This window comes from Falsiroseomonas sp. E2-1-a20, from assembly GCF_051433195.1.
Classification (GTDB): Bacteria; Pseudomonadota; Alphaproteobacteria; order Acetobacterales; family Acetobacteraceae; genus Falsiroseomonas.
On sequence record NZ_JBHMFT010000005.1, the window covers coordinates 24,397 to 45,225 of the forward strand.

Genomic DNA, 20,829 nt, shown 5'->3' on the forward strand with positions numbered 1-20,829 from the left:
TGCCCTAGTTCTCGCCGCCACCGAGCGCATGCACGTAGACGGTGAGCATGTTGACGACCGCCGGGTCCAGGCGCCCGCCCCAGGACGGCATCACGCCGGCGCGGCTGTAGGCGATGGATTGGATGATGGCGGCCTTGTCGCCGCCATAAAGCCAGATGCGGTCGGCCAGATTGGGCGCGCCGACATCACGGTTCCCGGCACCTGCGTCACCGTGGCAGGCGGCGCAGTTCTCGGCGTACAGCGCCGCGCCGCGCTGCGCTGCCGTCGCGTCTTCCGCTCGGCCGCTGAGCGACAGCACGAACTCCGCCGTATCGCCGACCTGCGCGCGGGTCAGGACGCCGTCGGCGAGGAAGCGCGGCATCATGCTGATGCGCTCCTCATCGCTTTCGCCAGCGCGAACACCATGTGCAATGGTGCTGCGAATGGCGTCGTGCGTGCCGCCCCAGATCCAGTCGTCATCCGCCAGCGATGGAAAGCCACCAGGAGCGCCCTGCCCGCCCGCCCCGTGGCAGCCGGCACAGTTGTTCGCGAAGGCGATGCGGCCACCGGCCACGGCAAAGCCCCGCAGTTCGGGGTCAGCCGCGATCTCCTGCGGTGTCGCGGCACGGAGCCGCGCCATCATCGGTGCCATCCGCGCATCGGCTTCCCGCACATCCCTCACCACCGCTTCGCGCGCAATCCAGCCCGACATGCCGGTCGCCCCCTGGAACGGGAAGGCGGGGTAGATGACGACCCAGACCGCCGCAAAGGCGATGCAGGCATAGAAGGTGTAGAGCCACCATCTCGGCAGCGGGTTGTTCAGCTCGCGGACGCCGTCCCATTCATGGCCGGTCGTCTCCGTGCCGGTCAGGCTGTCCTTCTCGATCTTGGTCGGCATGTCGGTGTCCTCAGGGCCGGCGGTCGCGATGGTCATCGCGGAAAGGTATCAGGCCTGCCTGGTCCAGCGTCTGCTTGCGGCCTGGCGCCATGACGCGGATCAGGATTCCGATGAACAGAACGAAGAACCAGACAACCCAGAGGGTGGAGAACAGGGGTTGCAGCGCGACAAGGTCCATCGTGCCGGTCCTCACTGCTGCCGAAGCTGGTCAGGCGTCACGTCGCTGAAGCGGACGAGCGTGCCGAGCATCTGGAGGTAGGCGACCAACGCATCCATCTCCGTCACCGTCGCCGGATTGCCGTCGAACACACCCTGCCTCGCGCGCGCATAGCGGCTGGCGAAGGCCGTTGGGTCGCGATCTGGCCTCGCCTGTGTTTCCAGGTCAGCCCGGGCGTTGGCGATCATCTCGTCCGTGTAGGGCACACCGACGGCACGCTGCGCGCGCAGGTTGTCGGCGATGTGGCGCGTGTTCAGCGGGCGGTCGAGGAAGGCGTAGGGCGGCATCACGCTCTCCGGCACCACCGCGCGCGGGCTGCGCAGATGCGCCGCCTGCCAGTCATCCGAATAGCGACCGCCGACCCGTGCAAGATCCGGCCCGGTTCGCTTCGAGCCCCACTGGAAGGGGTGGTCGTACATGCTCTCCGCCGCCAGCGAGTAATGGCCGTATCGCTCCAGCTCGTCGCGGAACGGCCGCACCATCTGGCTGTGGCAGAGGTAGCATCCCTCCCGCACGTAGATGTCGCGCCCGGCGAGTTCCAGCGGCGTGTAGGGGCGGATGCCCTCCACCCGCTCGATGGTGCTTTCGACCGTGAACAGCGGCACGATCTGGGCCAGGCCGCCGATCGAGACCGTGATGAGCGTCAGGACGCCCATCAGGACCAGGTTCTTCTCGATGATCCCGTGGTTGAACCAGCGCATCGATCTTTCCTCACTCTGCCGGGACGGGAAGAGCCGCACGCTGCGGGACGCGGGACGGAGCTTCGTCCGCCACCTCCGTCCGCGTCACGGTCATCCACAGGTTGTAGGCCATGATCAGCGCGCCGCTCAGGTACATCAGGCCGCCGAGCATGCGGATGACGTAGTAGGGGTGCATCGCGGCGACGCTCTCGATGAACGCGTATTGCAGGAAGCCGAGCTCGTCATAGGCGCGCCACATCAGGCCCTGCAGGATCCCCGAGACCCACATCGCGGTGATGTAGAGGACGATGCCGAGCGTCGCGATCCAGAAGTGCCATGACACCAGCTTCTGGCTGTACAGCGCACGCTTGCCCCACAGAACCGGGTAAAGCCAGTACAGCGCACCGAAGGTGATGAAGCCGACCCAGCCCATGGCGCCGGAATGCACGTGCCCGATGGTCCAGTCGGTATAGTGGGACAGGGCGTTCACGGCCTTGATGGACATGACCGGCCCCTCGAAGGTCGACATGCCGTAGAAGCCGACGGCGGTGACGGAGAAGCGCAGGCCAGGGTCGGTGCGAAGCTTGTCCCACGCGCCCGACAGCGTCATCAGGCCGTTGATCATGCCGCCCCAGGACGGCATCCAGAGCATGACCGAGAACACCATGCCTAGCGTCTGCGCCCAGTCCGGCAGCGCCGTGTAGTGCAGGTGATGCGGGCCGGCCCAGATGTAGAGGAAGATCAGCGACCAGAAATGCACGATCGACAGCCGGTAGGAATAGACCGGCCGGTCCGCCTGTTTCGGGATGAAATAGTACATCATCCCGAGGAAGCCGGCGGTCAGGAAGAAGCCGACCGCGTTGTGGCCGTACCACCACTGGATCATCGCATCCTGCACGCCGGCGGCCAGGCCGTAGCTTTTCGCGTGGCCAAGAGTGATCGGCAGCGCCAGGTTGTTGACGATGTGCAGCATCGCGACGGTGATGATGAAGGCGAGGTAGAACCAGTTCGCCACGTAGATATGCGGCTCCTCCCGCTTCACGATCGTGCCGCCGAACGCGACCAGGTAGTGCACCCAGACGACGGTCAGCCAGATGTCGACGAACCACTCGGGCTCCGCGTATTCTTTGCCCTGCGTCACACCGAAGACGTAGCCCAGCGCCGCGGCAACGATGAAGAACTGGTAGCCCCAGAACAGGAACCATCCCATCGGCGCCCCGCCGAACAGCGACGCGCGGCAGGTTCGCTGGACGACATAGAGGCTGGTGCAGATCAGCGCATTGCCGCCGAAGGCGAAAATCACCGCGGAGGTGTGCACCGGCCGCAGCCGGCCGAAGGTCGTCCATTCGAGGTCGAGGTTGAGCAGCGGCCATGCCAGCTGGGAGGCGATGACAACGCCGACCAGGAAACCGACGACGCCCCAGAACATGGTCGCGATGGCAAAGGCGCGGATGGGGCCGTCCACATAGGGTTCGGCCTGCCCGGCAGTTCCTCCTACCCAACCCGCACTGTCGCCTGCTGCAGCCATGGCAAAAATCTCCCGCATCCGGTCGGGCCGCGAGCTTGGGTGCGGCACCGGAGTGGAGATGACATCGCAGAAGGTCACCCGTCCTTGATCCGGATCAACCCGGCGGTCGTGGTCCCGCTCTATATCTGGGGCAACGCAGCGAAAGATGTGGCCCATGACCACGCAGATGGATGACTCGATGACGCCGGTTGCCGCGGTGATCGAAGCCGAAACCCAGGTTCCGCCCGACCGCCCCTGGGCCTGGATTGCGGCGGGCTGGGCCGATTTCAGGGCCATGCCGCACATCGGATTCTGCTACGGTGGCGCGGTGGTCGCGGCCGGTTGGCTGCTGAGCGGCCTGCTGCTGGGAACCGGGATCGCCTGGGCGGTGCTCCCTGCAACCGCGGGCTTCTTCCTGATGGCGCCTTTCCTCGGCGCCGGCATGTACGAGGCGAGCCGACTGCGGGAGGCTGGACAGCCGGTCACCCTCCGACTGTGCCTCCGGGGGTTCCGCCGGCACGCACCCCAGTTGATGCTCATGGGCGCGGCGCTGCTGTTCCTTCACCTTTTCTGGGTGCGCATGGCCGGCCTGCTGTTTGCCCTGTTCTTTGGCCTGGGCTTCGCGCCGGCGATCGAGGCCGTGCCCGTGGCCATGCTGCGGTCGCCAAACCTTTTGCCTTTCCTGGTGGTCGGCACCGGGATGGGGTTTGTGCTGGCGACCATCGCGTTCGCTGCCACGGCCGTCTCGATCCCGATGCTGGTGGACCGGGATATCTCGGCCTTCGAGGCCGTCGCCGTCTCCATCCGCGCGACGCTGAAGAATTGGCGCGCCATGTCGCTCTGGGCCGGGCTCATCGTCATCTTTACCGCGATGGCGCTTGTGCCCTTCTTCCTTGGGCTCGCACTCGTACTTCCTGTGATCGCGCACGCCACCTGGCATGCCTATCGCGACCTGGTCCGTTGATCATATCAGATCGATGTCCCCCGCCAGGAACCGGGCGGGCGACAGGCCAATGAACACAACCCCGCCGCTGCCGAGCGGCAGGAAGGACCCGGCGCTATTGGCGGTGAGGGCTGCCAGCAACGCGGCTGTCGTGGCATAGCCGGCGGAGGGAACGCTGAGCCGATCGACCCCTGGCGAGAAATCCAGCACGGTATCCAGGCCCGAGTTCATCTCCAGCACGAAGCGGTCCGACCCCTCGCCGCCCTCCAGAGTATCATCGCCGCGCCCGCCCCGGAGCCTGTCGGCCCCATCGCCGCCATACAGGTAGTTGGCAAGCGAGTTGCCGGCGATCGAGTTGTTCTGGTCATTGCCCATGCCGAATATTGCCGTGCCCTGCAGCGAGAGATTCTCGACATGCGGCGGCAGCAGGTACCCCCCGCCTGCCAGATTGGCCCAAACCGAGTCGGCGCCCCCACCCGCGGACTCGATGATCTGGTCCCCGCGCGAATCGATGATGTAGATGTCGTCGCCCGCCCCCCCCATCAGCAGGCTTCCCGAACGGTCGCCCGAGGCGGCATCCAGCGTATCCGCTCCAGCGCCGCCCCTCAGCACGTCCCCCAGGCCACCGCCTGAGCGCAGCAGGTCGTTGCCGGCGCCACCCTGCAGATCATCAGCACCCGGCCCGCCATCGAGGGTGTCGTTGCCTGAACCACCTTCAAGGCGATCATCGCCGTCGCCGCCCATCAGCAGGTCATGTCCGTCGCCGCCATGAAGCGAATCGGGGCCCGCGCTACCCTCCAGCACGTCAGCGCCGAGACCACCGGCAAGGAGATCCGCGCCCTCTCCACCGGCCAGGTGATCATCGCCGTCGGCGCCGGAAAGCAGGTCGTTGCCAGCCTCCCCATCCAGCCGGTCGTTGCCCGCGCCACCCAGCAGCCGATCCTGTCCGGTCCCGCCCAGAAGCGTGTCGGCGCCCGCTCCGCCGAGAAGCAGATCGTCGCCGTCTCCGCCCAGAGCCAGATCCGATCCATCGCCCCCTTCCAAGGTATCGCTGCCGCCCGAACCGTGGAGAACATCATCGCCTTCGCGCCCCTCGAGCCGGTTGGCTCCATCGTTGCCGAGGAGAGTGTCCGCCCGGGCACTTCCGTAGGCACCCAGGTCGCCTGCACCATGGGCAAGGCGCAGCCGCTCGATCTCCGCCGGCATCGACATCGTCCAGGCGACCACCAATTCGTCATTGCCGCCACCAGGCACCTCGACCCAGACATCGGCAGGGCTGTAGAGCAGGTAGACATCGTCTCCGGGGCCGCCAACCAGGCGGTTCGACCCTGCGCCGCCCACGAGAGTGTCGGCACCCTCACCGCCGTCCAGTTCGTCGATTCCACTTCCGGCCTCCAGCCAGTCGTTGCCGGCACCGCCGAACAGCCTGTCGTCGCCCGCTTCTCCATCCAGCCGATCGTGGCCGTCGTCGCCGTGCAGGGTGTCACCCCCTTCCCCGCCGTACAGAGTATCGGCCCCTTCGCCTCCATGCAGGCTGTCGCCACCCCCCCTGCCGAGGATCTCGTCATCCCCCGTATGCGCGAAGATCGCGTCGGCTGCCTCGGTGCCTTCCAGGCGGTCGTCAACGAAGGTGCCGTCCATCACAGCAAAGCCCGGGAGCGGGCCGGACTGCAGAACGGTGACGGGGAGGAGAAAGGCGGAGGTGTTGTGGCCATCCGAGACTTCGATCAGCACCTCCCGCACGGTTCCGCCAAGGCCAACAAGGTCGACTCCCTGCCGCAGGCGAAGCTCCGACCCGACGATCTCGAAGAAGGCGTAGTCCGGCCAGGCGACACGGTATGAGAGAGGACCGGCCGTATCCGGGTCATCGGCGACCAGATTGCCGATCGGGGCCGCGACATCCGTCGCCAGCACCACGCCGCCGGAACTGAAGCGCAGGCCCTGCGGTGGCGTGTCGTCCACATCGAGAAGTGCGACCGCATGAGTGGCCGGCAGCGCCGTCCAGACCGAGGCGATCTCGACGCTCAGGCCGAGGTTGAAGATCGTCCCCGGCGCGAACTGCTCCGCGTCGAACTGCTGGAAGGTCGTGATCGTCATCAGCCTGCGGCTGAGGCTGGATGTGGACACGAAATGCCCGACATCCGGCCCAGCCAGTGCGGCCGACGTGACCTCCGCAGGGAATGTGAGGTAGGCGACCCAGTCGCCAGGCCGTGAATTCTCGTGGATCACGTCGGGGACGGTGCCGCCGATCGAGACAGACATTCCAAAACCCCTCCTGGTCGAGACAGCAGGAGGCCAAGCAGGTTGAAATCGCGTCAACGCGTGCTGTGGGATGACCGAATCAGCCGAGCAGGCGAGCGGCCATGGCCATCAGCACTCCTCCGTTCACCAGGAACAGCGCGGCGCCCGCGATCCGGACGGTATTGCCACTGCCACGAAGAAAGAACCGACCCAGCAGGGCGACACCGAACAGCGAGGGGACGGTACCCACCGTGAAGGCCAGCATGCTCATCGCACCTGCCAGGGCGCTACCGGTTGCCGCAGAAGCCGCCAGCGCCGCATACAGCAGGCCGCAGGGAAGCCCGGACAGGAGGAGGCCCAGGCCGATTCCGTTCCAGCCGGTCGGCTTCGCAAGCAGCCGTGAAACACCTTGCATCAGGACACCGGACTGCTTCGGCGATGCTCGCTGGGCAGGGCGGCGGATCCGGTTCCACAGGCCGACCAGATAACGGCCGCCCGCACGACCACCCCGGCCGGTCATGGCAGGGGCACCTGCCTGGAAGCGGAAGCGCCATGGGTGTGGAAGCCTGCTGAGCGCCTGTCGGACCATCAGGAAGGCGGCGAGAAGCAGCATCACCCCGAGCAGTTGCCGGAAGCCTGGCAACTGGCTGAGCGCACCGATCCCGCCACCCCCGATCGCGCCCAACGCCGAATAGCCGAGCATCCTGCCGAGGTGGTAGGGGACCAGACCCGCGCCAGAAAGGCGCGCCAGGGTACCACCGCCATGCTGCGCGGCGTTGGCGGTCACCTGGGCAAGAACGAAGGGTGCGCACATGCCGGCACAATGCGTCGCGCCTCCGGCAAGTCCGGCAACCAGCATGGTGAGCAGGAGAGGGCCGAGCCCGCCAGGTCCCAGCGCCGTCAGATCATGAAGGCAGTTCGCAAGCATGATCGAGCTGTAGCGCGTCCGGGGAGCCCAGACCTTGCGCCAGGTCAAGCTGCCGGAGCTGCGGGTAGCGGCGGCGCGAAAACCGATCTACGCCCCTGCTCATGACAACCGATTCTCTTGCCGTGACGATGGGTGAACCGTCGGGCATCGGAGGCGAAATCGCCGCGAAGGCCTGGCGCGCCATCCGCGCAGCCGGCCCATCTTTCTTTTTCGTCGGCGACCCCGATCTCCTGCAGGATATCCCGATCAGCATCATCGCCTCGCCAAGCGAGGCGAGCCGGCATTTTCGCGAGGCACTGCCCGTTCTTCCGATCAAGCTGCCGGCGCGCTCGTACCCAGGGCACCCAGACCCAGCCAATGCCCAGGCCGTCATCCGCTCCATCGAGACTGCGGTGCAACTCGCGTTGTCGGGCCAGGCCAGCGGCATCGTCACCAACCCGATCCAGAAATCCGTCCTGACCGCCGCCGGCTTCCGACATCCGGGTCATACGGAATTCCTTGGCGAACTGGCAGGCGGCGACCGGCCACCGGTCATGCTGCTCGCCTGCCCTGGCCTTCGCGTCGTTCCGGTGACGGTGCACATGGCCCTGAGCGAGGCGGTCCGTTCGCTCAAAACGGCGCTGATCGTCGAGCATGGCCGGACCGTGGCCGAGGCCCTCGGCGGCGATTTCGGCATTGCGGCACCGCGGATCGTCGTTGCCGGGCTCAACCCGCATGCCGGGGAGGCCGGCACCATGGGCCGGGAGGATATCGAAATCGTGGCTCCCGCCGTCGCCGCGCTTCGCGCCGCGGGGATCGACGCCAGGGGTCCACTCCCCGCGGACACGTTGTTCACCCCCCGCGCCCGCGCCGGCTATGACTGCGCGCTCTGCATGTATCACGACCAGGCGCTGATTCCGGTGAAGACCCTCGACATGGATGGAGGTGTCAACGTGACCCTGGGCCTCAGCATCGTGCGCACCAGCCCTGACCACGGGACGGCGCTGGACATCGCGGGCCGGGACCAGGCGGATCCCGGCAGCCTCGTGGCGGCCATCCGGATGGCCGCCGAAATCGCCACCGCCCGCGCAAGGGGAGCATCCGCATGATACCGATCCTGCTGTCCATCAATGTCGATCACGTGGCGACCTTGCGAAATGCGAGAGGCGGCAGCTTCCCGGACCCCGTCGCCGCGGCGCATCTCTGCCTGGCCGCTGGGGCCGAGGGGATCACGATCCACCTGCGGGAGGATAGGCGCCACATCCGGGACCGCGACGTCGAGCGCATGAAGGCGGAGGTCCCCGCAAAGCTGAACCTGGAAATGGCCGCGACACCGGAGATGGTCGCGATCGCACTGCGTGTGCTTCCGGAGGCCGTTTGTCTGGTGCCTGAGAAGCGGCAGGAGTTGACCACGGAAGGTGGGCTGGATGTGGTGAAAGGCGGCCACGACCTCGCCGGTACCGTCCGGCGACTGAACGACGGCGGCATCCGGACCTCGATCTTCGTCGAGGCGGACCCGGCGCAGATCGAGGCCGCGGCCCGGATCGGGGCGCGGTGCGTCGAGTTGCACACCGGGGGCTATGCCGATGCCCAGCCGGCCGACCGCCCCGCCCACCTCGCCCGGCTGGCGGCAGGTGCGAAGGCGGTCGAGGCGGCGGGTATGCTCTGTCATGCGGGACACGGCCTGGACTTCGACTGCATCGCTGGCGTTGCCGCCCTCCCCGAGGTCTCGGAGGTCTCGATCGGGCATTTCCTGATCAGCCAGAGCGTCTTCGAGGGCCTGCCATCCGCGGTGCGCCGGATGCGAAGCCTGATCGACGCAGCGCGACGCCCGCAAGCCTGATGCCCCGGGTCGGCTGTTGCATTTGGCAAGGCATGGACCTTGCTGAGAGACCTTGCTGAGGGACCTTGCTGAGAGAATCACCGGAGCCGGTCCCTCAAGGCGGGCTTTACGGAAGGGGGACGCGATTTCAAATGCAAAGGACAGGATTGGCGCGCCAGACCATCCCCCTCTGGTCTCTCAGCCAGCTTGAGGCGCCCCCGACTCGGCGGGCACCGAGGCGTTCCGCGAGCGTGATTCCGATGCCCCCGGCACGGGCGCGGCGCCGCCGCGTGCTGACCTACCCAGCGACCATCGCGGTTCCGGTGCGAACGGCCGGGTCGGCCTGGACCGCCGGCGAACCTTTCCCAACCGAGGCGGTTCTGGCGATTCTTTCGCCGCTCGGCATCGTCGGCTGCGCCATCGCGCTGCTGCACCTCCTCGGCTGATCGGTGCGGCATGGCAGTTGACGAAGGCGCACCGGCCGGCCAGCGTCCTGGGCATGAACGTTATCCAGGCCGACCCGACCGGCGAGACTGAACGCCATGCCGCCATTCACGCGGCGACGTTGACGCTCGACACCCATGTCGACATCCCATGGCCAGACACACCCGATCCGGCCGGGCCCACGACGCGGCGCGTCGACTTCGCAAAGATGCAGGCGGGTGGATTAAAGAGTGTTGTCTTCATTGCCTTCGTGCCGCAGGGGCCGCTGACCGCGGAGGGTCATGCGAAGGCCGGCGCGCGCGCGGAGGCGATGCTGAGGGCCATCGCCGCCACGGAAGGCGATGCTCCGCTGCGCCGGCGCGTCTGTACGACGCCCGACCAGCTTGAATCCTGCACCGCCGCAGGTGACCTTGCCATCCTGCTTGGGGTCGAGAATGGCTACGCCATGGGCGAGGATCTCGGTCGCCTCGCTCTTTGGCGCCGCCTTGGCGCCATCTACCTGACGGTGACGCATGACGGGCACAATGCGCTGTCGGATGCGGCCCGACCGCGGCGGGACCTCGGCGATGCGGAAATCCTGCACGGTGGTCTTTCGGCATTGGGGCGCGCCGCAATCCAGGAAATGAACCGGGTCGGCCTCATCGTGGATGTCTCGCATGTCGCTCGCAGCGCCATGCTGCAGGCGGCCGAGTTGTCGCGCACGCCGATCGTCGCGACCCATGCCTGCTGCCGCAGCCTGCGTGACCATCCTCGCAACCTGGACGATGTCCAACTCGACGCGCTTCGGGATGTGGGCGGCTTGATCCAGATCACCGCCGTCGGCGGCTTCCTGCGCGCGCCCCAACCCGACGGGGCTTCGGCGGCGACGCTCGCCGACTATGTGGACCATGTGGACTACGCCGTTCGCCGGATCGGCATCGACCATGTGGGGCTTTCCTCCGACTTCGATGGCGGCGGCGGGGTTCCCGGATGGGAAGATGCCTCGATGACCGGAGCCGTCAGTGCAGAACTGCTTCGGCGTGGCTATGGACCCCGGGAATTGGCGCTGCTGTGGTCGGGCAATTTCCTCCGCGTCTGGCGCGCGACCCTCAGGGCCGCGCGCTGACCGGCAAGGCGCGGATCAGGCGTTGGTAAAGTTGATCCGCTCCATCCCAAAGAACTTCACGATCTGGCCGTTCAGGGTGATCTGGCCGTTCGACGGTCCGTTGAAGACGATCGAGTTCCCCTCGAACCGGTAGGACCCGCCCTCGTACATGGCGATGCTGTGCGAGGTCAGGCTGCTGAAGGGCGTTCCCTCGATGATGACCGAGTCGTGGCCCGGGCCGCCGTGGAACTCGTCGTTGCCGTCGCCCGCGCTCCAGACGAAGGTGTCGTTGCCGTCGCCGCCGAAAGCTTTGTCGTCGCCCGTGCCCATGCGGAAGGTGTCGTCGCCGTCACCGCCATGCGCCTGGTCATTGCCGGCACCGGCCAGGAACGTGTCATTGCCGCTGCCCTGGGGCTGCCAGGATCCGTCGCTGCCGGCCCCCCAGGTGTTGGAGCCTGCCAGGTTGTCGGCACCCGACGTGCCAGTGACGACGTCTCCGCCCGCGGGCGCCGGCGGCGGAGGTGCCGGCGGCGGCTGAGCCGAATGACCATCCGGCATGGTGAGTTGCTCGATGCCGAAGAAGCGGACGGTCTCGCCGTTCAGGGTGAACTGATTATCGGTCGGGCCATTGAACACGATGCGGTTCTCGACGAGCGTGTAGCCGCTGCCATTGACCTGCAGGCCATTTATCACCTGCTGCACCGATGCGCCTTCGACCACCACCGTGTCGGCACCCGGGCCGCCGTGAAGTTCGTCGTTGCCGTCGCCGGTCCGCCAGAACAACACGTCGTGGCCATCACCGCCGAACACCTTGTCGCCGTGCCCGGCGCCGCCCCGCAGCAGGTCGTCTCCGTCGCCGCCGTGCAGTTCGTCGGTCCCGCCGCCACCACTCAGGTTGTCGCTGCCGCTGCCCACGGGCTGCCAGTTGCCATCCGAACCCGGCGCCCAGTTGTTCGAGCCCATCAGCTTGTCGCTGCCGTCGCCGCCCACCAGGGTGTCATTGCCAGCGCCGCCGGACTGCTCCCTGAACCCACCCACGACGCCATCAAGCGTCTCTTTCTTGATTTCATGCGGACCCTGGCTGGACATTATCTTGTTCTCCTGACTGCGTCTCAGGCAAACCTAATCATGCTGGTTCGGCTCGACAACATGGGATTGAAAGTTCTACGCTTGGTTTTCCCTATCACCGAATCAGTCCATTCCAATGGGAAGCCTCATCTACCCCGGGCGAGATGCTCAGTATTGAGATGCCGCCGGGAGATCCATCCATGCCAACGCCGCCCGCTCTCTTCCGCCGAGAGGCCGTAGCCGAAGCGGCGGCACCGGATCGGTATGACGAAGCCCTGCGTGTCATGCGCCCCTGGACCTGGGGTGTCGGCGGCGGGCTGCTTGGACTGGCCCTGGTCGGGCTGGTCTGGGCTTCGCTCGTCGACGTTCCCGTCAAGGTTTCTGGGCGCGGCATCCTGTTGCCGCCGGGCGGGGTGGTCGACATCGTCGCCGATACTGATGGCCGGATCGAAGCCCTCGCCGCCCGTCCCGGCAGCCGCGTGGAGGCAGGCATGCCAGTGGCACGGGTCGATCAATCGGAGGTTCGGCTGCAACTGGCGCTGGCCGAGGGCCAGGCGACCGATGCCGCCCGCCATCGGCGGGAGCTGCAGGATTTCCACCGGCGCGAGGAAGCCGCCGCGGATGCCTTCCGCATCGCCCGCGACGCGGCGCTGACGCAGAACCTGCGCCTGCTCGAGGAGCGCCTCGGCATGATGATGCAGCGCGAGGACGTGTTGCAGGGCCTGTCGCGCCAGAACCTGGTGAACCGCGACCGCGCGCTGTTCGCCCGCGTCGAGGTGTTCCAGGTGCGCGAGCAGATTGCCGCCGCGCGCAATGAGCGTGAGCAACTGGTCCTCGACCAGGCGCTGAAGCGTACCCAGCGTGAGCGTGAGACCATGGAGGCCGAGCGCCGCGCGGACGAAACCGGCCGCCAGGCGCAGGCGCTCCGCGACCGGCTGCTGCGCCTCGGCGCCGTCCTCGCACCCTATTCCGGGATCGTGGTGGAGGCGAAGGTGAATGAGGGACAGGTGGTGCAGCGCGGCACGCCGTTGCTGACCATCGAGCGCGATCCGGCCTCCGGCCCCGGCGGGCCAGTCGCCATCCTCTATGTCACCGCGCAGGACGGCAAGCGGCTGGCGGAGGGCTTACGCGTGGAAGTCTCACCGTCCTCCACGCGGCGGGAGGAGCACGGCTTCGTCCACGGCCGCATCATCCGCGTCGCCCATGTCCCGGCGTCCTCCGCCGGCCTGCTGCGCACCCTGCAGAACGACCAGCTGGTGCGCAGCTTCACCACCGACCTCGGCACGCCCTTCGAAGTCGAGGTCGCCCTGGACCGCGATGCGGCAACACGCAGCGGCCTGCGCTGGTCCACCGGCGGCGGGCCCGACTTTGCCATCGAATCCGGCACCCTCGCGGAGGCGGAGTTCACGGTCCGATCCGTGCGGCTCATCGGCCTGGCCTTCCCGGCGCTGCGTGGCTGGCTGACCAGCACCGCGGAGGCCGCCAGTCCTTGAACGAGCCGGGCTTGAAGCTATCGCCGAGGCGGACCCGCACCACCCAGCGAGTGAGGACGCCCACGCTTCTCCAGATGGAGGCCGTGGAATGCGGTGCAGCGGCGCTTGGCATCATCCTCGGCCACTACGGCCGCTGGTGTGCGCTTGAGGAATTGCGGGTGGCCTGCGGCGTTTCCCGCGACGGCAGCCGCGCCAGCCACATCGCCGCCGCAGCGCGCCAGTTCGGCATGATGGTGCAGGCCTTCCGCCTGGAGCCGGAACACCTGGCCGAGATGAAAATGCCCCTGATCGCTCATTGGGGCATGAACCATTTCGTGGTGATCGAGGGAATCGGACCGCATCACGCGCACATCAACGATCCTGCAAGCGGCCCCCGCCGCATCACAATCCGGGAGCTCGACCGCAGCTTTACCGGCGTCGCCCTCACCCTTGAGCCCGGCCCCGACTTCCAGAAGGGGGGATCGCAGCCGCGCGCGATGTCTGGAATCCTGCGACGGCTCCGTGGCAACGAGGCCAGCTTCGGTTTCCTTGTTGGTCTCAGCGTACTGCTGATGGTTCCGGCTCTGCTGGTGCCCGCCTTCTCACAGGTCTTCGTCGATGACGTGCTGGTGGCCCGGTTCGACAGCTGGCTGCAGCCGCTGCTGTACGGCATGGCTGGCGCGGCCGCGGCAATGGCCGTCATCACCTGGTTGCAGCTCGACCTGCTGCTGCGGCTGGAGACACGACTTTCGGTTTCCGGGTCTGCGGCGTTCCTGGAGCGCCTGACGCAGTTGCCGGTCGCCTTCTTCGCCCAACGCCATCCGGGCGATGTTACCGGACGCGTCATGCTGAATGATCGCATCGCTCGCCTCGCCTCCGGCGATGTCGGCAGAGGTCTGCTAGGGCTGGTCACCGCCTCCGCCTATGCCGCGGCGATGCTTCTGTATGACGTGACGCTGACCCTCATCGTGGTCCTGGCATCGGCCGTGAACCTCGCCGCGCTTGCCTGGCTCAGCCGCTCGCTCAGCGATGACAACCAGCGCCTGCTGTCCCGCACGCTCCGCTCCGACGGCTTGGCAAAGCAGGGGCTGCAGATGATCGAGACCTATCGGTCCTCCGGCAGCGAGTCCCTGCTCCTGGCACAGCTCGCCGGGACTCGGGCGGGCGTTGCCAACATCACCCAGCGCCTGGCCCTGCGGCGCGCCATGCTGGAGGGCCTGCCGGCCTTCATCGCCATCCTGGCTGCATCGGCCGTCCTGGTCCTTGGCGGCCGGCAGATCATGAACGGCGCGATGACGGTGGGGCAGCTCGTCGCGTTTCAGGCCCTGGCGATGGGCTTCATGGGGCCCGTCGCGCAGCTCATCGCCGTCGCCACCCAGTTGCAGGACGCCAGGGCCAACCTGACCCTGCTCGAAGACACCATGCACCATCCGCTTGCTGCCGAATTTGCCGCCGCTCCGGCGAAAGCCGCCGCGGCGCGCTTCGCCGGCCATGTCGAACTGCGGAGCCTGGTCTTCGGGCACAGCCGGCTGGAGGCGCCACTGCTCGACGGCGTCTCCCTGCGGCTGGAGCCGGGCCGGCGGCTTGGGATCGTCGGCGGGTCGGGTTCGGGGAAATCCACGCTGGCGCTGCTGATCGCCGGTCTCTATCGTCCCTGGTCGGGCGAAATCCGCATCGACGGCAGGCCGCTCGACAGCATCCCAAGGAACGAGCTGCGGCGGGAAGTCGCGGTGGTCGACCAGCAGGGCTACCTGTTCGACGGCACGATCCGCGACAACATCGCGCTGTGGGACCCGACCCTGGCGGACGAGCGCCTTGTCGAATGCGCGCAGGACGCCATCATCCACGACGAGATCCTGGCGCGGCGCGGCGGCTATGCGGGCGTGGTTTCGGAGGAGGGCCGGAACTGGTCCGGCGGCCAGCGCGCCCGCATCGAGATCGCCCGCGCCATCGCGACCGACCCCTCGATCCTGGTGCTGGACGAGGCGACGGCGTCGCTCGACAACCGCTCCGAAGCGGCGCTGATGCGCAACCTGCGCCGGCGCGGCTGCACCATGATCATCATCGCCCACCGGCTGGCCCTGGTCCGGGAGTGCGACGAGGTGATCGTCATGGACCGTGGCCGCATCGTCCAGCAGGGCCACCCCGAAGAACTCGCGCGGGTCCCTGGCGTGTTCCGCACCATGCTCGCGAGCGGCTGACCATGCCGGACAACCTGCCTGCGTCTGCCCTGCCACAGCCGGGCACGCCGGAGCCGCCCGTCGCGACCCTGGCGCTGCCGTCCCACGCACCGTTGCGGCTGGATGATCCCGGACTGCGCTGGCTGGTCCTCGCCGGATCCGTGACGCTGTTCGCCACCCGCCCCGGGCGACCGCCAGCAACCGAAGGCCCTCGCCGCTACATCGGCACGCTGACCTCCGGCAGCCTGCTCTGCGGGTTCGGTACGGACGACACCGGCGCAACCCTCATCGCGGTCGGCACGCCGGAGACGGTGCTCCAGCCGCTCGAGCAGGACGCATTGGCGGCATCCGCCGAATCGGCTCCACGCCTGGCACTGGCCGCCGCCAATTGGTGCCGGGCCTTGGCCGAGGGACTTGCGCGGCCGATGTCGCCCCGGCCCCGCACCGATATCGCCGTCTCCGGCACCACCGGCGCCGTCCACGCAACGCCCGGCGCCACCATCGCCGCGCGCGGTGCAGCGGTCTGGCTGCGCCTGCCCTCCGGAACCTGGCTGCTGTTCGGGCTGGAGCCGGTTCAGGGCGTAGTACCCCTGCCGCCCGAAGCCTGGCTGACCGGCAGCGGCGGCACCATCGAGCCGCTTCAGGCGGTCGATGCGGTGGCGCAGGAAGACTGGCAGCTCGGGCTGCAAGCCTTCAACACCGCCGCACTGGGCGCATTGTCCTCGGCGCTGGCACTCGACGCCGCGGACGAGCTCAACCGGCTTCGGCTGCGCGCCGAGCGGGACGATGAGGCTGACGCCGAGCAAGGCTCCGCCTTCGCGGCCATCCTGGGCAACCCGGCCAGGTCTCAGGGAGACAGCGACACCGATCCCTTGATGCCGGTGTTCCGGGTGGTCTGCAGCCATCTCGGCATCCGTCCGAAACGGCCAATCCGGGTCCGCCGCGCCGACATCGACGCCATTCCCACCCTGGAGGAACTGGCGCGAGCCTCAGGCCTTCGGCTGCGGCCGGCGCATCTGCCAGAGGGTTGGTGGCAGGACGATCACGGCCCCCTGTTCGGCAGGCTCGCCAGCGGTGAGACGGTCGGGCTGCTGCACAAGGGCCAGGGCTATCGCCTGCACACCGCCGCGCGACCAGATGGCGTGGCGCTTGATCCCGGGCTGGCGCAGCAGATCGCCCGCGATGCACGCGTTCCGCTGATCCCCCTGCCACGCAAGGCCCTCGGCCTGCTGGACCTGGTCGGCAGCGGCATGCGCGGCAGCAGTTCCGATGTGACCGCGATCTTCGTGACCATGCTCATCGGCGCGGCGCTCGGGCAGGCCGTGCCACTTGGCACGGGCATCGCCTTCTCCCTGCTGGTTCCAGGCGGCCACCTGTCCGAACTGGCCCAACTCGGCGCCGCCCTGGTCCTGGTCGCGGGCGTTGCCTGGGTGGTGAAGCTGGGCAGCGACATTGCCCGGCAGCGGATCGAGGCACAGGCCGGCCCGGCGCTGCATGCCGCGATCTGGGACCGGGTCATGCGCCTGCCGATGACGACGTTGAACCGCCAGACGGTCGGCGAGACCGCGGGCCGTGCCCAATCCGCGATTTCGCTGGCCGCGCAGTTGCGGGCCTTCAGCTTCATCATCATCAGCGCACTCGCCACCATCCTATCCGCGGGCATTCTGATGCTGCTCTCGCAGCCGCTCGCCGCGGCGGTCGCCTTTGGAATGCTGGTCCTGCAACTCGGCGCCGCCAACCTGGCGGGCTGGCTTCAGGCGCGCGCCTTCGCCACCGGCGAAGCCCTGTCCGGCATGGCGGATGCGATGGTGTTCCAGATCGTCGCCGGGCTGGTCAAGCTGCGGCTGTCGGGCGGGGAGCGGCGCGCGCAGACAGTCTGGGCCGGCCGCTTTGCCGAGATGCGTCGCCGCATGACCGCGGCCCGCCAGATCGGCAACGCCTATGATGCCTTCGCGGCCGGCTTCGCGATCCTGTCCACCGCGGCGGCTTTCCTGGTCATCGCGATGATGCAGCGGGTGGAGCCGGGGCGGCCGCCGCCCAGCCTCGCCACCGTCATGACCTTCATCGCGGCCTACGGGCTGATGGTCGCGTCGGGTGCACAGTTGGCGAAGACGCTGTTCGCGCTGTGGTTCCTCATGCCGACGCGCAAGTTTGCCCAACCCCTGCTGGACGCCTTGCCGGAGGTCGATACCGGCAAGGTCGATCCCGGCCGGCTCTCCGGCGGCCTGTCCCTTTCGAACCTGTCCTTCCGCTACGGCGCGGCCGAGCCCTGGGTCTTCGCCGGGCTGTCCCTGAACATCGAGCCGGGCGAGTACATCGCCATCGTCGGCCGCTCGGGCGCCGGCAAATCCACCCTGGTGCGCCTGCTCCTGGGGATGGAGGAGCCGAGTGCCGGGGCGATCTACATGGATGGCCAGGACATCCGCGGCCTGGACCTTGCGGTCGTGCGCCAGCAGGTCGCAACCGTGCTGCAATCAGGCCGGATTCCGCCCGGCAGCCTGCGGGATGCGGTGCGCGGCCTGTCATCCGCGACCGAGGCGGAGCTTTGGCAGGCGCTGGAACAGGCCGCGCTGGCTGATGATGTGCGGGCCATGCCGATGGGGCTGGAGACGATGCTGACGGACGCCAGCCGCGTGCTGTCCGGTGGCCAGGTCCAGCGCCTGCTGCTGGCCCGTGCCCTGGTGCAGAAGCCGGCCATCCTGATCCTGGACGAAGCCACCAGTGCGCTGGACAATCTGACCCAGCGCGCGACCATGCGGGCCGTCCGCAACCTGCCGGCGACGCGCATCGTCATCGCGCATCGCCTTTCGACCATCCGCAACGCCGACCGGATCCTGGTGCTGAACGAGGGCAAGATCGCCGAGAGCGGGACCTTCGAACAGCTGCTTCAGCGCCGCGGCGGCTTCTTTGCCCGGCAATATGCGGAGGAGGCTCGCTGGCAGGCCTCCTCCCGCGTCGCATCGGAACCGAAGGCGGAGCCGCCCCCGCCTTGAAACGTCAGGCCGCCGTACGGGCGGCGCCAGGGGAAGACTGGATCGCCTGCCAGACCCGCTCCGGCGTCGCCGGCATGTCGATGTGCCGGATGCCCAGCGGCGACAGCGCATCGACCACGGCATTCATCACCGCCGGCAGGGAGCCCGCGCAACCCGCCTCACCGCATCCCTTCGCACCCAGCGGGTTCGTCGTCGCCGGAACCGGATGGCTGACGAAGCCGATCAGCGGCATGTCGCCGGCGCGTGGCAGCGCGTAGTCGAGGTAGCTGCCGGTCTGGAGCTGGCCATCCTCGCCGAAGGCGACGCTTTCCAGCAACGCCTGGCCGATTCCCTGTGCAATACCGCCATGCGCCTGACCTGCGACCAGCAGCGGGTTCACGATGACACCGAAATCGTTCACCGACATGTAGCGATCCACCTGGACGATGCCGGTCTCCGGGTCGATCTCGACCTCGGCGACGTGGCATCCATTCGGATAGGCCTGCGGCGCCTGGTCGAAGACATGGGTGACATCCAGCGTCGCCGGCACGCCCTCGGGCAGCGACGGCGCCGCCCGCAGCCTGGCGGCCAGCGCCATGATGCCGATGCCGCGGTCGGTGCCGGCGATCAGGAAGCGCCCTTCGCCAGAGTCCGGATGCGCCTCGAACTCGATGTCGCCCGCCGCTGCTTCCAACACCCAGGCGGCTGCCGCGCGCCCCTTCTCCACCACCAGGTCGGCGGCTTCGACGATCGCGGCGCCGGAGGCCATCAGGGACTTGGAGCCGCCGGTCCCGCCACCCGCCACCAGCTCATCCGAATCGCCCTGGAGCAGCCTGATCTGGTGGAAGGGGATGCCGATGGACTGGTGCAGCACCTGCGCGAAGGCGCTCCAGTGGCCCTGCCCGTAGTCCAGGGTGCCGGTGATGATCGTCACCGTGCCGTCCTTCTCAAACCGGATTCCGCCCTGTTCCTTGGTCGGCGGCGCCGTGCATTCCAGGAAGTTGCCGATGCCAAGGCCGCGCAGCAGGCCGCGCTCGGCGCTGGCTGCCTTGCGCGCGGCGAAGCCCGCCACATCGGCCGCCTCCAGCGTTCGATCCAGCAACGCGGTGAAGTCGCCGCCATCATAGGTGCTGCCGGATGCCGCGGCGTAGGGGAACTGGTCCGGGCGGATGTGGTTGCGGCGGCGCAGGTCCAGCGCGTCGATCCCCATCTCCCGCGCCGCCGCCTCGATCAGCCGCTCCATGAAGTAGTTGCCCTCCGGCCGCCCCGCGCCGCGATAGGCCGAGACGGGGGAGGTGTTGGTCAGGAGGCAGCGGGTCGAGACCTCGATCAGCGGCGTGGCGTAGTTGGACTGGACGTTCTTCCAGAAATTGCCCGTGCCCATCAGCGGCGCGACGGTGGACAGGTAGGCGCCCATGTTGGCGAAGGATGTCAGCCTGACCGCGAGGAACCGGCCTTGCGCGTCGAGTGCGAGTTCCGCCGCCACCTCATGGTCGCGACCATGCTGGTCCGACATGAAGCTGCCGGTCCGCTCATCCGTCCACTTGACCGGCCGGCCCAGCTGCTTCGCGGCGTGCAGCAGGCAGGCGTATTCGGGGTAGGCGTTGGCCTTCATGCCGAAGCTGCCGCCGACATTCCCGGTGAGGATCCGCACCTGCTCCGTCGGCACCTTCAGGATTTCGTTGGCCATCTGGGCGCGCAGGCCGAAGACACCCTGGCAGCCCAGGCGCAGCACATGCCGGCCGTCCTCGAAGCTGCCGATGGCGCTGCGCGGTTCCATGGCGCAGACGACGATGCGGTTGTTGCGGATGGACAGCCTGGTGACGTGGGCCGCCTTGGCGAAAGCCGCCTCGACCTTGGCGCTGTCGCCCTGGTGGAAATCCAGCACGAGGTTGCCGGAAATCTCCTCATACAGCTGTGGTGCGTCGGCCGCCGCCGCGGCCGAAGCCTCGGTGACTGCCGGAAGCATGTCGATGTCGAGTTCGACCGCCTCCGCCGCATCCTTGGCCTCCGCGCGCGTGTCGGCCACGACGAAGGCTACGGGATCACCGACGAAGCGCACCTTGTCGGTCGCCAGCGGGTGGCGGAGCGTGGTGCGCAGCGGCGACCCGTCCCGGTTCTTCAGCGGCATGCCGCACTTCATCGGACCATAGCCCGCGGCCACGAGGTCTGCGCCGGTCCATACGCCAAGTACGCCCGGCATGGCGCGCGCCGCCTCGGTCCCGATGCCGCGGATCACGCCATGGGCGTAGGGGCTGCGCACCATGACGCACCAGACCTGGCCGGGCAGCGCGATGTCATCGGTGTACCGCCCCTGCCCGGTCAGCAGAACGGGGTCTTCCGCGCGCGGGACGGGCTGGCCGATGCCGAACTTCAGGCGGGTCGTATCCAGCATGTTGGTGTCGGGCATGAAGA

Annotated in this window: 16 protein-coding genes; 8 read left to right on the forward strand and 8 right to left on the reverse strand. The window is 68.0% G+C overall.

Annotated elements, in window-relative coordinates; translation table 11 throughout:
- Positions 1 to 4: 4 nt before the first annotated feature.
- Genes ccoP through ccoN form a run of 4 tightly spaced genes read right to left on the reverse strand, consistent with a single transcriptional unit; the run spans position 5 to position 3,302 of the window.
- Complete coding sequence (ccoP, locus tag ACFHPP_RS08105) at positions 5 to 913, reverse strand: cytochrome-c oxidase, cbb3-type subunit III (RefSeq protein WP_437162761.1); 909 nt, start codon at positions 911 to 913, stop codon at positions 5 to 7.
- Positions 888 to 1,055, reverse strand: a complete 168-nt coding sequence (locus ACFHPP_RS08110) for a cbb3-type cytochrome oxidase subunit 3 (RefSeq protein WP_437162762.1) — start codon at positions 1,053 to 1,055, stop codon at positions 888 to 890. The genes ccoP and ACFHPP_RS08110 overlap by 26 nt, the downstream gene beginning before the upstream one ends.
- A gap of 11 nt (positions 1,056 to 1,066) precedes the next feature.
- Positions 1,067 to 1,795 carry a cytochrome-c oxidase, cbb3-type subunit II gene (gene ccoO, locus ACFHPP_RS08115; RefSeq protein ID WP_437162763.1) on the reverse strand — a complete coding sequence of 243 codons (729 nt, stop codon included), beginning with the start codon at positions 1,793 to 1,795 and terminating at the stop codon, positions 1,067 to 1,069.
- 10 nt (positions 1,796 to 1,805) lie between these two features.
- A complete protein-coding gene (gene ccoN / locus ACFHPP_RS08120; RefSeq protein ID WP_437162764.1) occupies positions 1,806 to 3,302 on the reverse strand; it encodes a cytochrome-c oxidase, cbb3-type subunit I in 1,497 nt (498 codons plus the stop codon).
- A gap of 154 nt (positions 3,303 to 3,456) precedes the next feature.
- Here ccoN and ACFHPP_RS08125 point away from each other — a divergent pair, with 154 nt between their 5' ends.
- Positions 3,457 to 4,245, forward strand: a complete 789-nt coding sequence (locus ACFHPP_RS08125; RefSeq protein WP_437162765.1) for a DUF2189 domain-containing protein — start codon at positions 3,457 to 3,459, stop codon at positions 4,243 to 4,245.
- Here the strand turns inward: ACFHPP_RS08125 and ACFHPP_RS08130 are convergent, their stop codons facing one another.
- On the reverse strand, positions 4,246 to 6,486 hold the full coding sequence (locus tag ACFHPP_RS08130; RefSeq protein WP_437162766.1) for a calcium-binding protein: 2,241 nt from the start codon (positions 6,484 to 6,486) through the stop codon (positions 4,246 to 4,248). It abuts the gene before it with no gap.
- A gap of 79 nt (positions 6,487 to 6,565) precedes the next feature.
- Positions 6,566 to 7,441: an urease accessory protein UreH domain-containing protein gene (locus tag ACFHPP_RS08135; RefSeq protein ID WP_437162767.1), complete on the reverse strand. Its 876-nt coding sequence runs from the start codon at positions 7,439 to 7,441 to the stop codon at positions 6,566 to 6,568.
- A gap of 53 nt (positions 7,442 to 7,494) precedes the next feature.
- Here ACFHPP_RS08135 and pdxA point away from each other — a divergent pair, with 53 nt between their 5' ends.
- From pdxA to ACFHPP_RS08155, 4 genes are all read left to right on the forward strand, one after another.
- The gene (gene pdxA / locus ACFHPP_RS08140) at positions 7,495 to 8,481 is read left to right on the forward strand and encodes a 4-hydroxythreonine-4-phosphate dehydrogenase PdxA (protein WP_437162768.1); all 987 of its coding nucleotides are present in this window, start codon (positions 7,495 to 7,497) and stop codon (positions 8,479 to 8,481) included.
- A complete protein-coding gene (locus ACFHPP_RS08145; RefSeq protein ID WP_437162769.1) occupies positions 8,478 to 9,215 on the forward strand; it encodes a pyridoxine 5'-phosphate synthase in 738 nt (245 codons plus the stop codon). Before pdxA ends, ACFHPP_RS08145 begins: the two co-directional genes overlap by 4 nt.
- Positions 9,216 to 9,445: 230 nt before the next feature.
- A complete protein-coding gene (locus ACFHPP_RS08150) occupies positions 9,446 to 9,640 on the forward strand; it encodes a hypothetical protein (protein ID WP_437162770.1) in 195 nt (64 codons plus the stop codon).
- A 17-nt stretch (positions 9,641 to 9,657) separates the two neighbouring features.
- Positions 9,658 to 10,743 carry a dipeptidase gene (locus ACFHPP_RS08155; protein WP_437162771.1) on the forward strand — a complete coding sequence of 362 codons (1,086 nt, stop codon included), beginning with the start codon at positions 9,658 to 9,660 and terminating at the stop codon, positions 10,741 to 10,743.
- Positions 10,744 to 10,758: 15 nt separating this feature from the next.
- Here ACFHPP_RS08155 and ACFHPP_RS08160 read toward each other — a convergent pair whose 3' ends face one another.
- On the reverse strand, positions 10,759 to 11,811 hold the full coding sequence (locus ACFHPP_RS08160; protein ID WP_437162772.1) for a calcium-binding protein: 1,053 nt from the start codon (positions 11,809 to 11,811) through the stop codon (positions 10,759 to 10,761).
- A gap of 179 nt (positions 11,812 to 11,990) precedes the next feature.
- On the opposite strand from ACFHPP_RS08160, the gene ACFHPP_RS08165 reads away from it, so the two are divergent.
- The 3 genes from ACFHPP_RS08165 to ACFHPP_RS08175 are packed head-to-tail and all read left to right on the forward strand — an operon-like array spanning position 11,991 to position 18,435.
- Positions 11,991 to 13,283 carry an NHLP bacteriocin system secretion protein gene (locus ACFHPP_RS08165; RefSeq protein ID WP_437162773.1) on the forward strand — a complete coding sequence of 431 codons (1,293 nt, stop codon included), beginning with the start codon at positions 11,991 to 11,993 and terminating at the stop codon, positions 13,281 to 13,283.
- A 50-nt stretch (positions 13,284 to 13,333) separates the two neighbouring features.
- Complete coding sequence (locus ACFHPP_RS08170; RefSeq protein WP_437162774.1) at positions 13,334 to 15,463, forward strand: NHLP family bacteriocin export ABC transporter peptidase/permease/ATPase subunit; 2,130 nt, start codon at positions 13,334 to 13,336, stop codon at positions 15,461 to 15,463.
- A gap of 2 nt (positions 15,464 to 15,465) precedes the next feature.
- Positions 15,466 to 18,435, forward strand: a complete 2,970-nt coding sequence (locus ACFHPP_RS08175) for an ATP-binding cassette domain-containing protein (protein ID WP_437162775.1) — start codon at positions 15,466 to 15,468, stop codon at positions 18,433 to 18,435.
- A gap of 4 nt (positions 18,436 to 18,439) precedes the next feature.
- On the opposite strand, the gene ACFHPP_RS08180 is transcribed toward ACFHPP_RS08175, so the two are convergent.
- A complete protein-coding gene (locus ACFHPP_RS08180; RefSeq protein ID WP_437162776.1) occupies positions 18,440 to 20,824 on the reverse strand; it encodes a xanthine dehydrogenase family protein molybdopterin-binding subunit in 2,385 nt (794 codons plus the stop codon).
- Positions 20,825 to 20,829: the final 5 nt, after the last annotated feature.

What these genes read in the sequence shown, in the direction of transcription:
- ccoP (WP_437162761.1), bottom strand. Translation starts at nt 913, where the DNA reads ATGACCATCGCGACCGCCGGCCCTGAGGACACCGACATGCCGACCAAG.
- ACFHPP_RS08110 (WP_437162762.1), bottom strand. Translation starts at nt 1,055, where the DNA reads ATGGACCTTGTCGCGCTGCAACCCCTGTTCTCCACCCTCTGGGTTGTC.
- ccoO (WP_437162763.1), bottom strand. Translation starts at nt 1,795, where the DNA reads ATGCGCTGGTTCAACCACGGGATCATCGAGAAGAACCTGGTCCTGATG.
- ccoN (WP_437162764.1), bottom strand. Translation starts at nt 3,302, where the DNA reads ATGGCTGCAGCAGGCGACAGTGCGGGTTGGGTAGGAGGAACTGCCGGG.
- ACFHPP_RS08125 (WP_437162765.1), top strand. Translation starts at nt 3,457, where the DNA reads ATGACCACGCAGATGGATGACTCGATGACGCCGGTTGCCGCGGTGATC.
- ACFHPP_RS08130 (WP_437162766.1), bottom strand. Translation starts at nt 6,486, where the DNA reads ATGTCTGTCTCGATCGGCGGCACCGTCCCCGACGTGATCCACGAGAAT.
- pdxA (WP_437162768.1), top strand. Translation starts at nt 7,495, where the DNA reads ATGACAACCGATTCTCTTGCCGTGACGATGGGTGAACCGTCGGGCATC.
- ACFHPP_RS08145 (WP_437162769.1), top strand. Translation starts at nt 8,478, where the DNA reads ATGATACCGATCCTGCTGTCCATCAATGTCGATCACGTGGCGACCTTG.
- ACFHPP_RS08160 (WP_437162772.1), bottom strand. Translation starts at nt 11,811, where the DNA reads ATGTCCAGCCAGGGTCCGCATGAAATCAAGAAAGAGACGCTTGATGGC.
- ACFHPP_RS08165 (WP_437162773.1), top strand. Translation starts at nt 11,991, where the DNA reads ATGCCAACGCCGCCCGCTCTCTTCCGCCGAGAGGCCGTAGCCGAAGCG.
- ACFHPP_RS08175 (WP_437162775.1), top strand. Translation starts at nt 15,466, where the DNA reads ATGCCGGACAACCTGCCTGCGTCTGCCCTGCCACAGCCGGGCACGCCG.
- ACFHPP_RS08180 (WP_437162776.1), bottom strand. Translation starts at nt 20,824, where the DNA reads ATGCCCGACACCAACATGCTGGATACGACCCGCCTGAAGTTCGGCATC.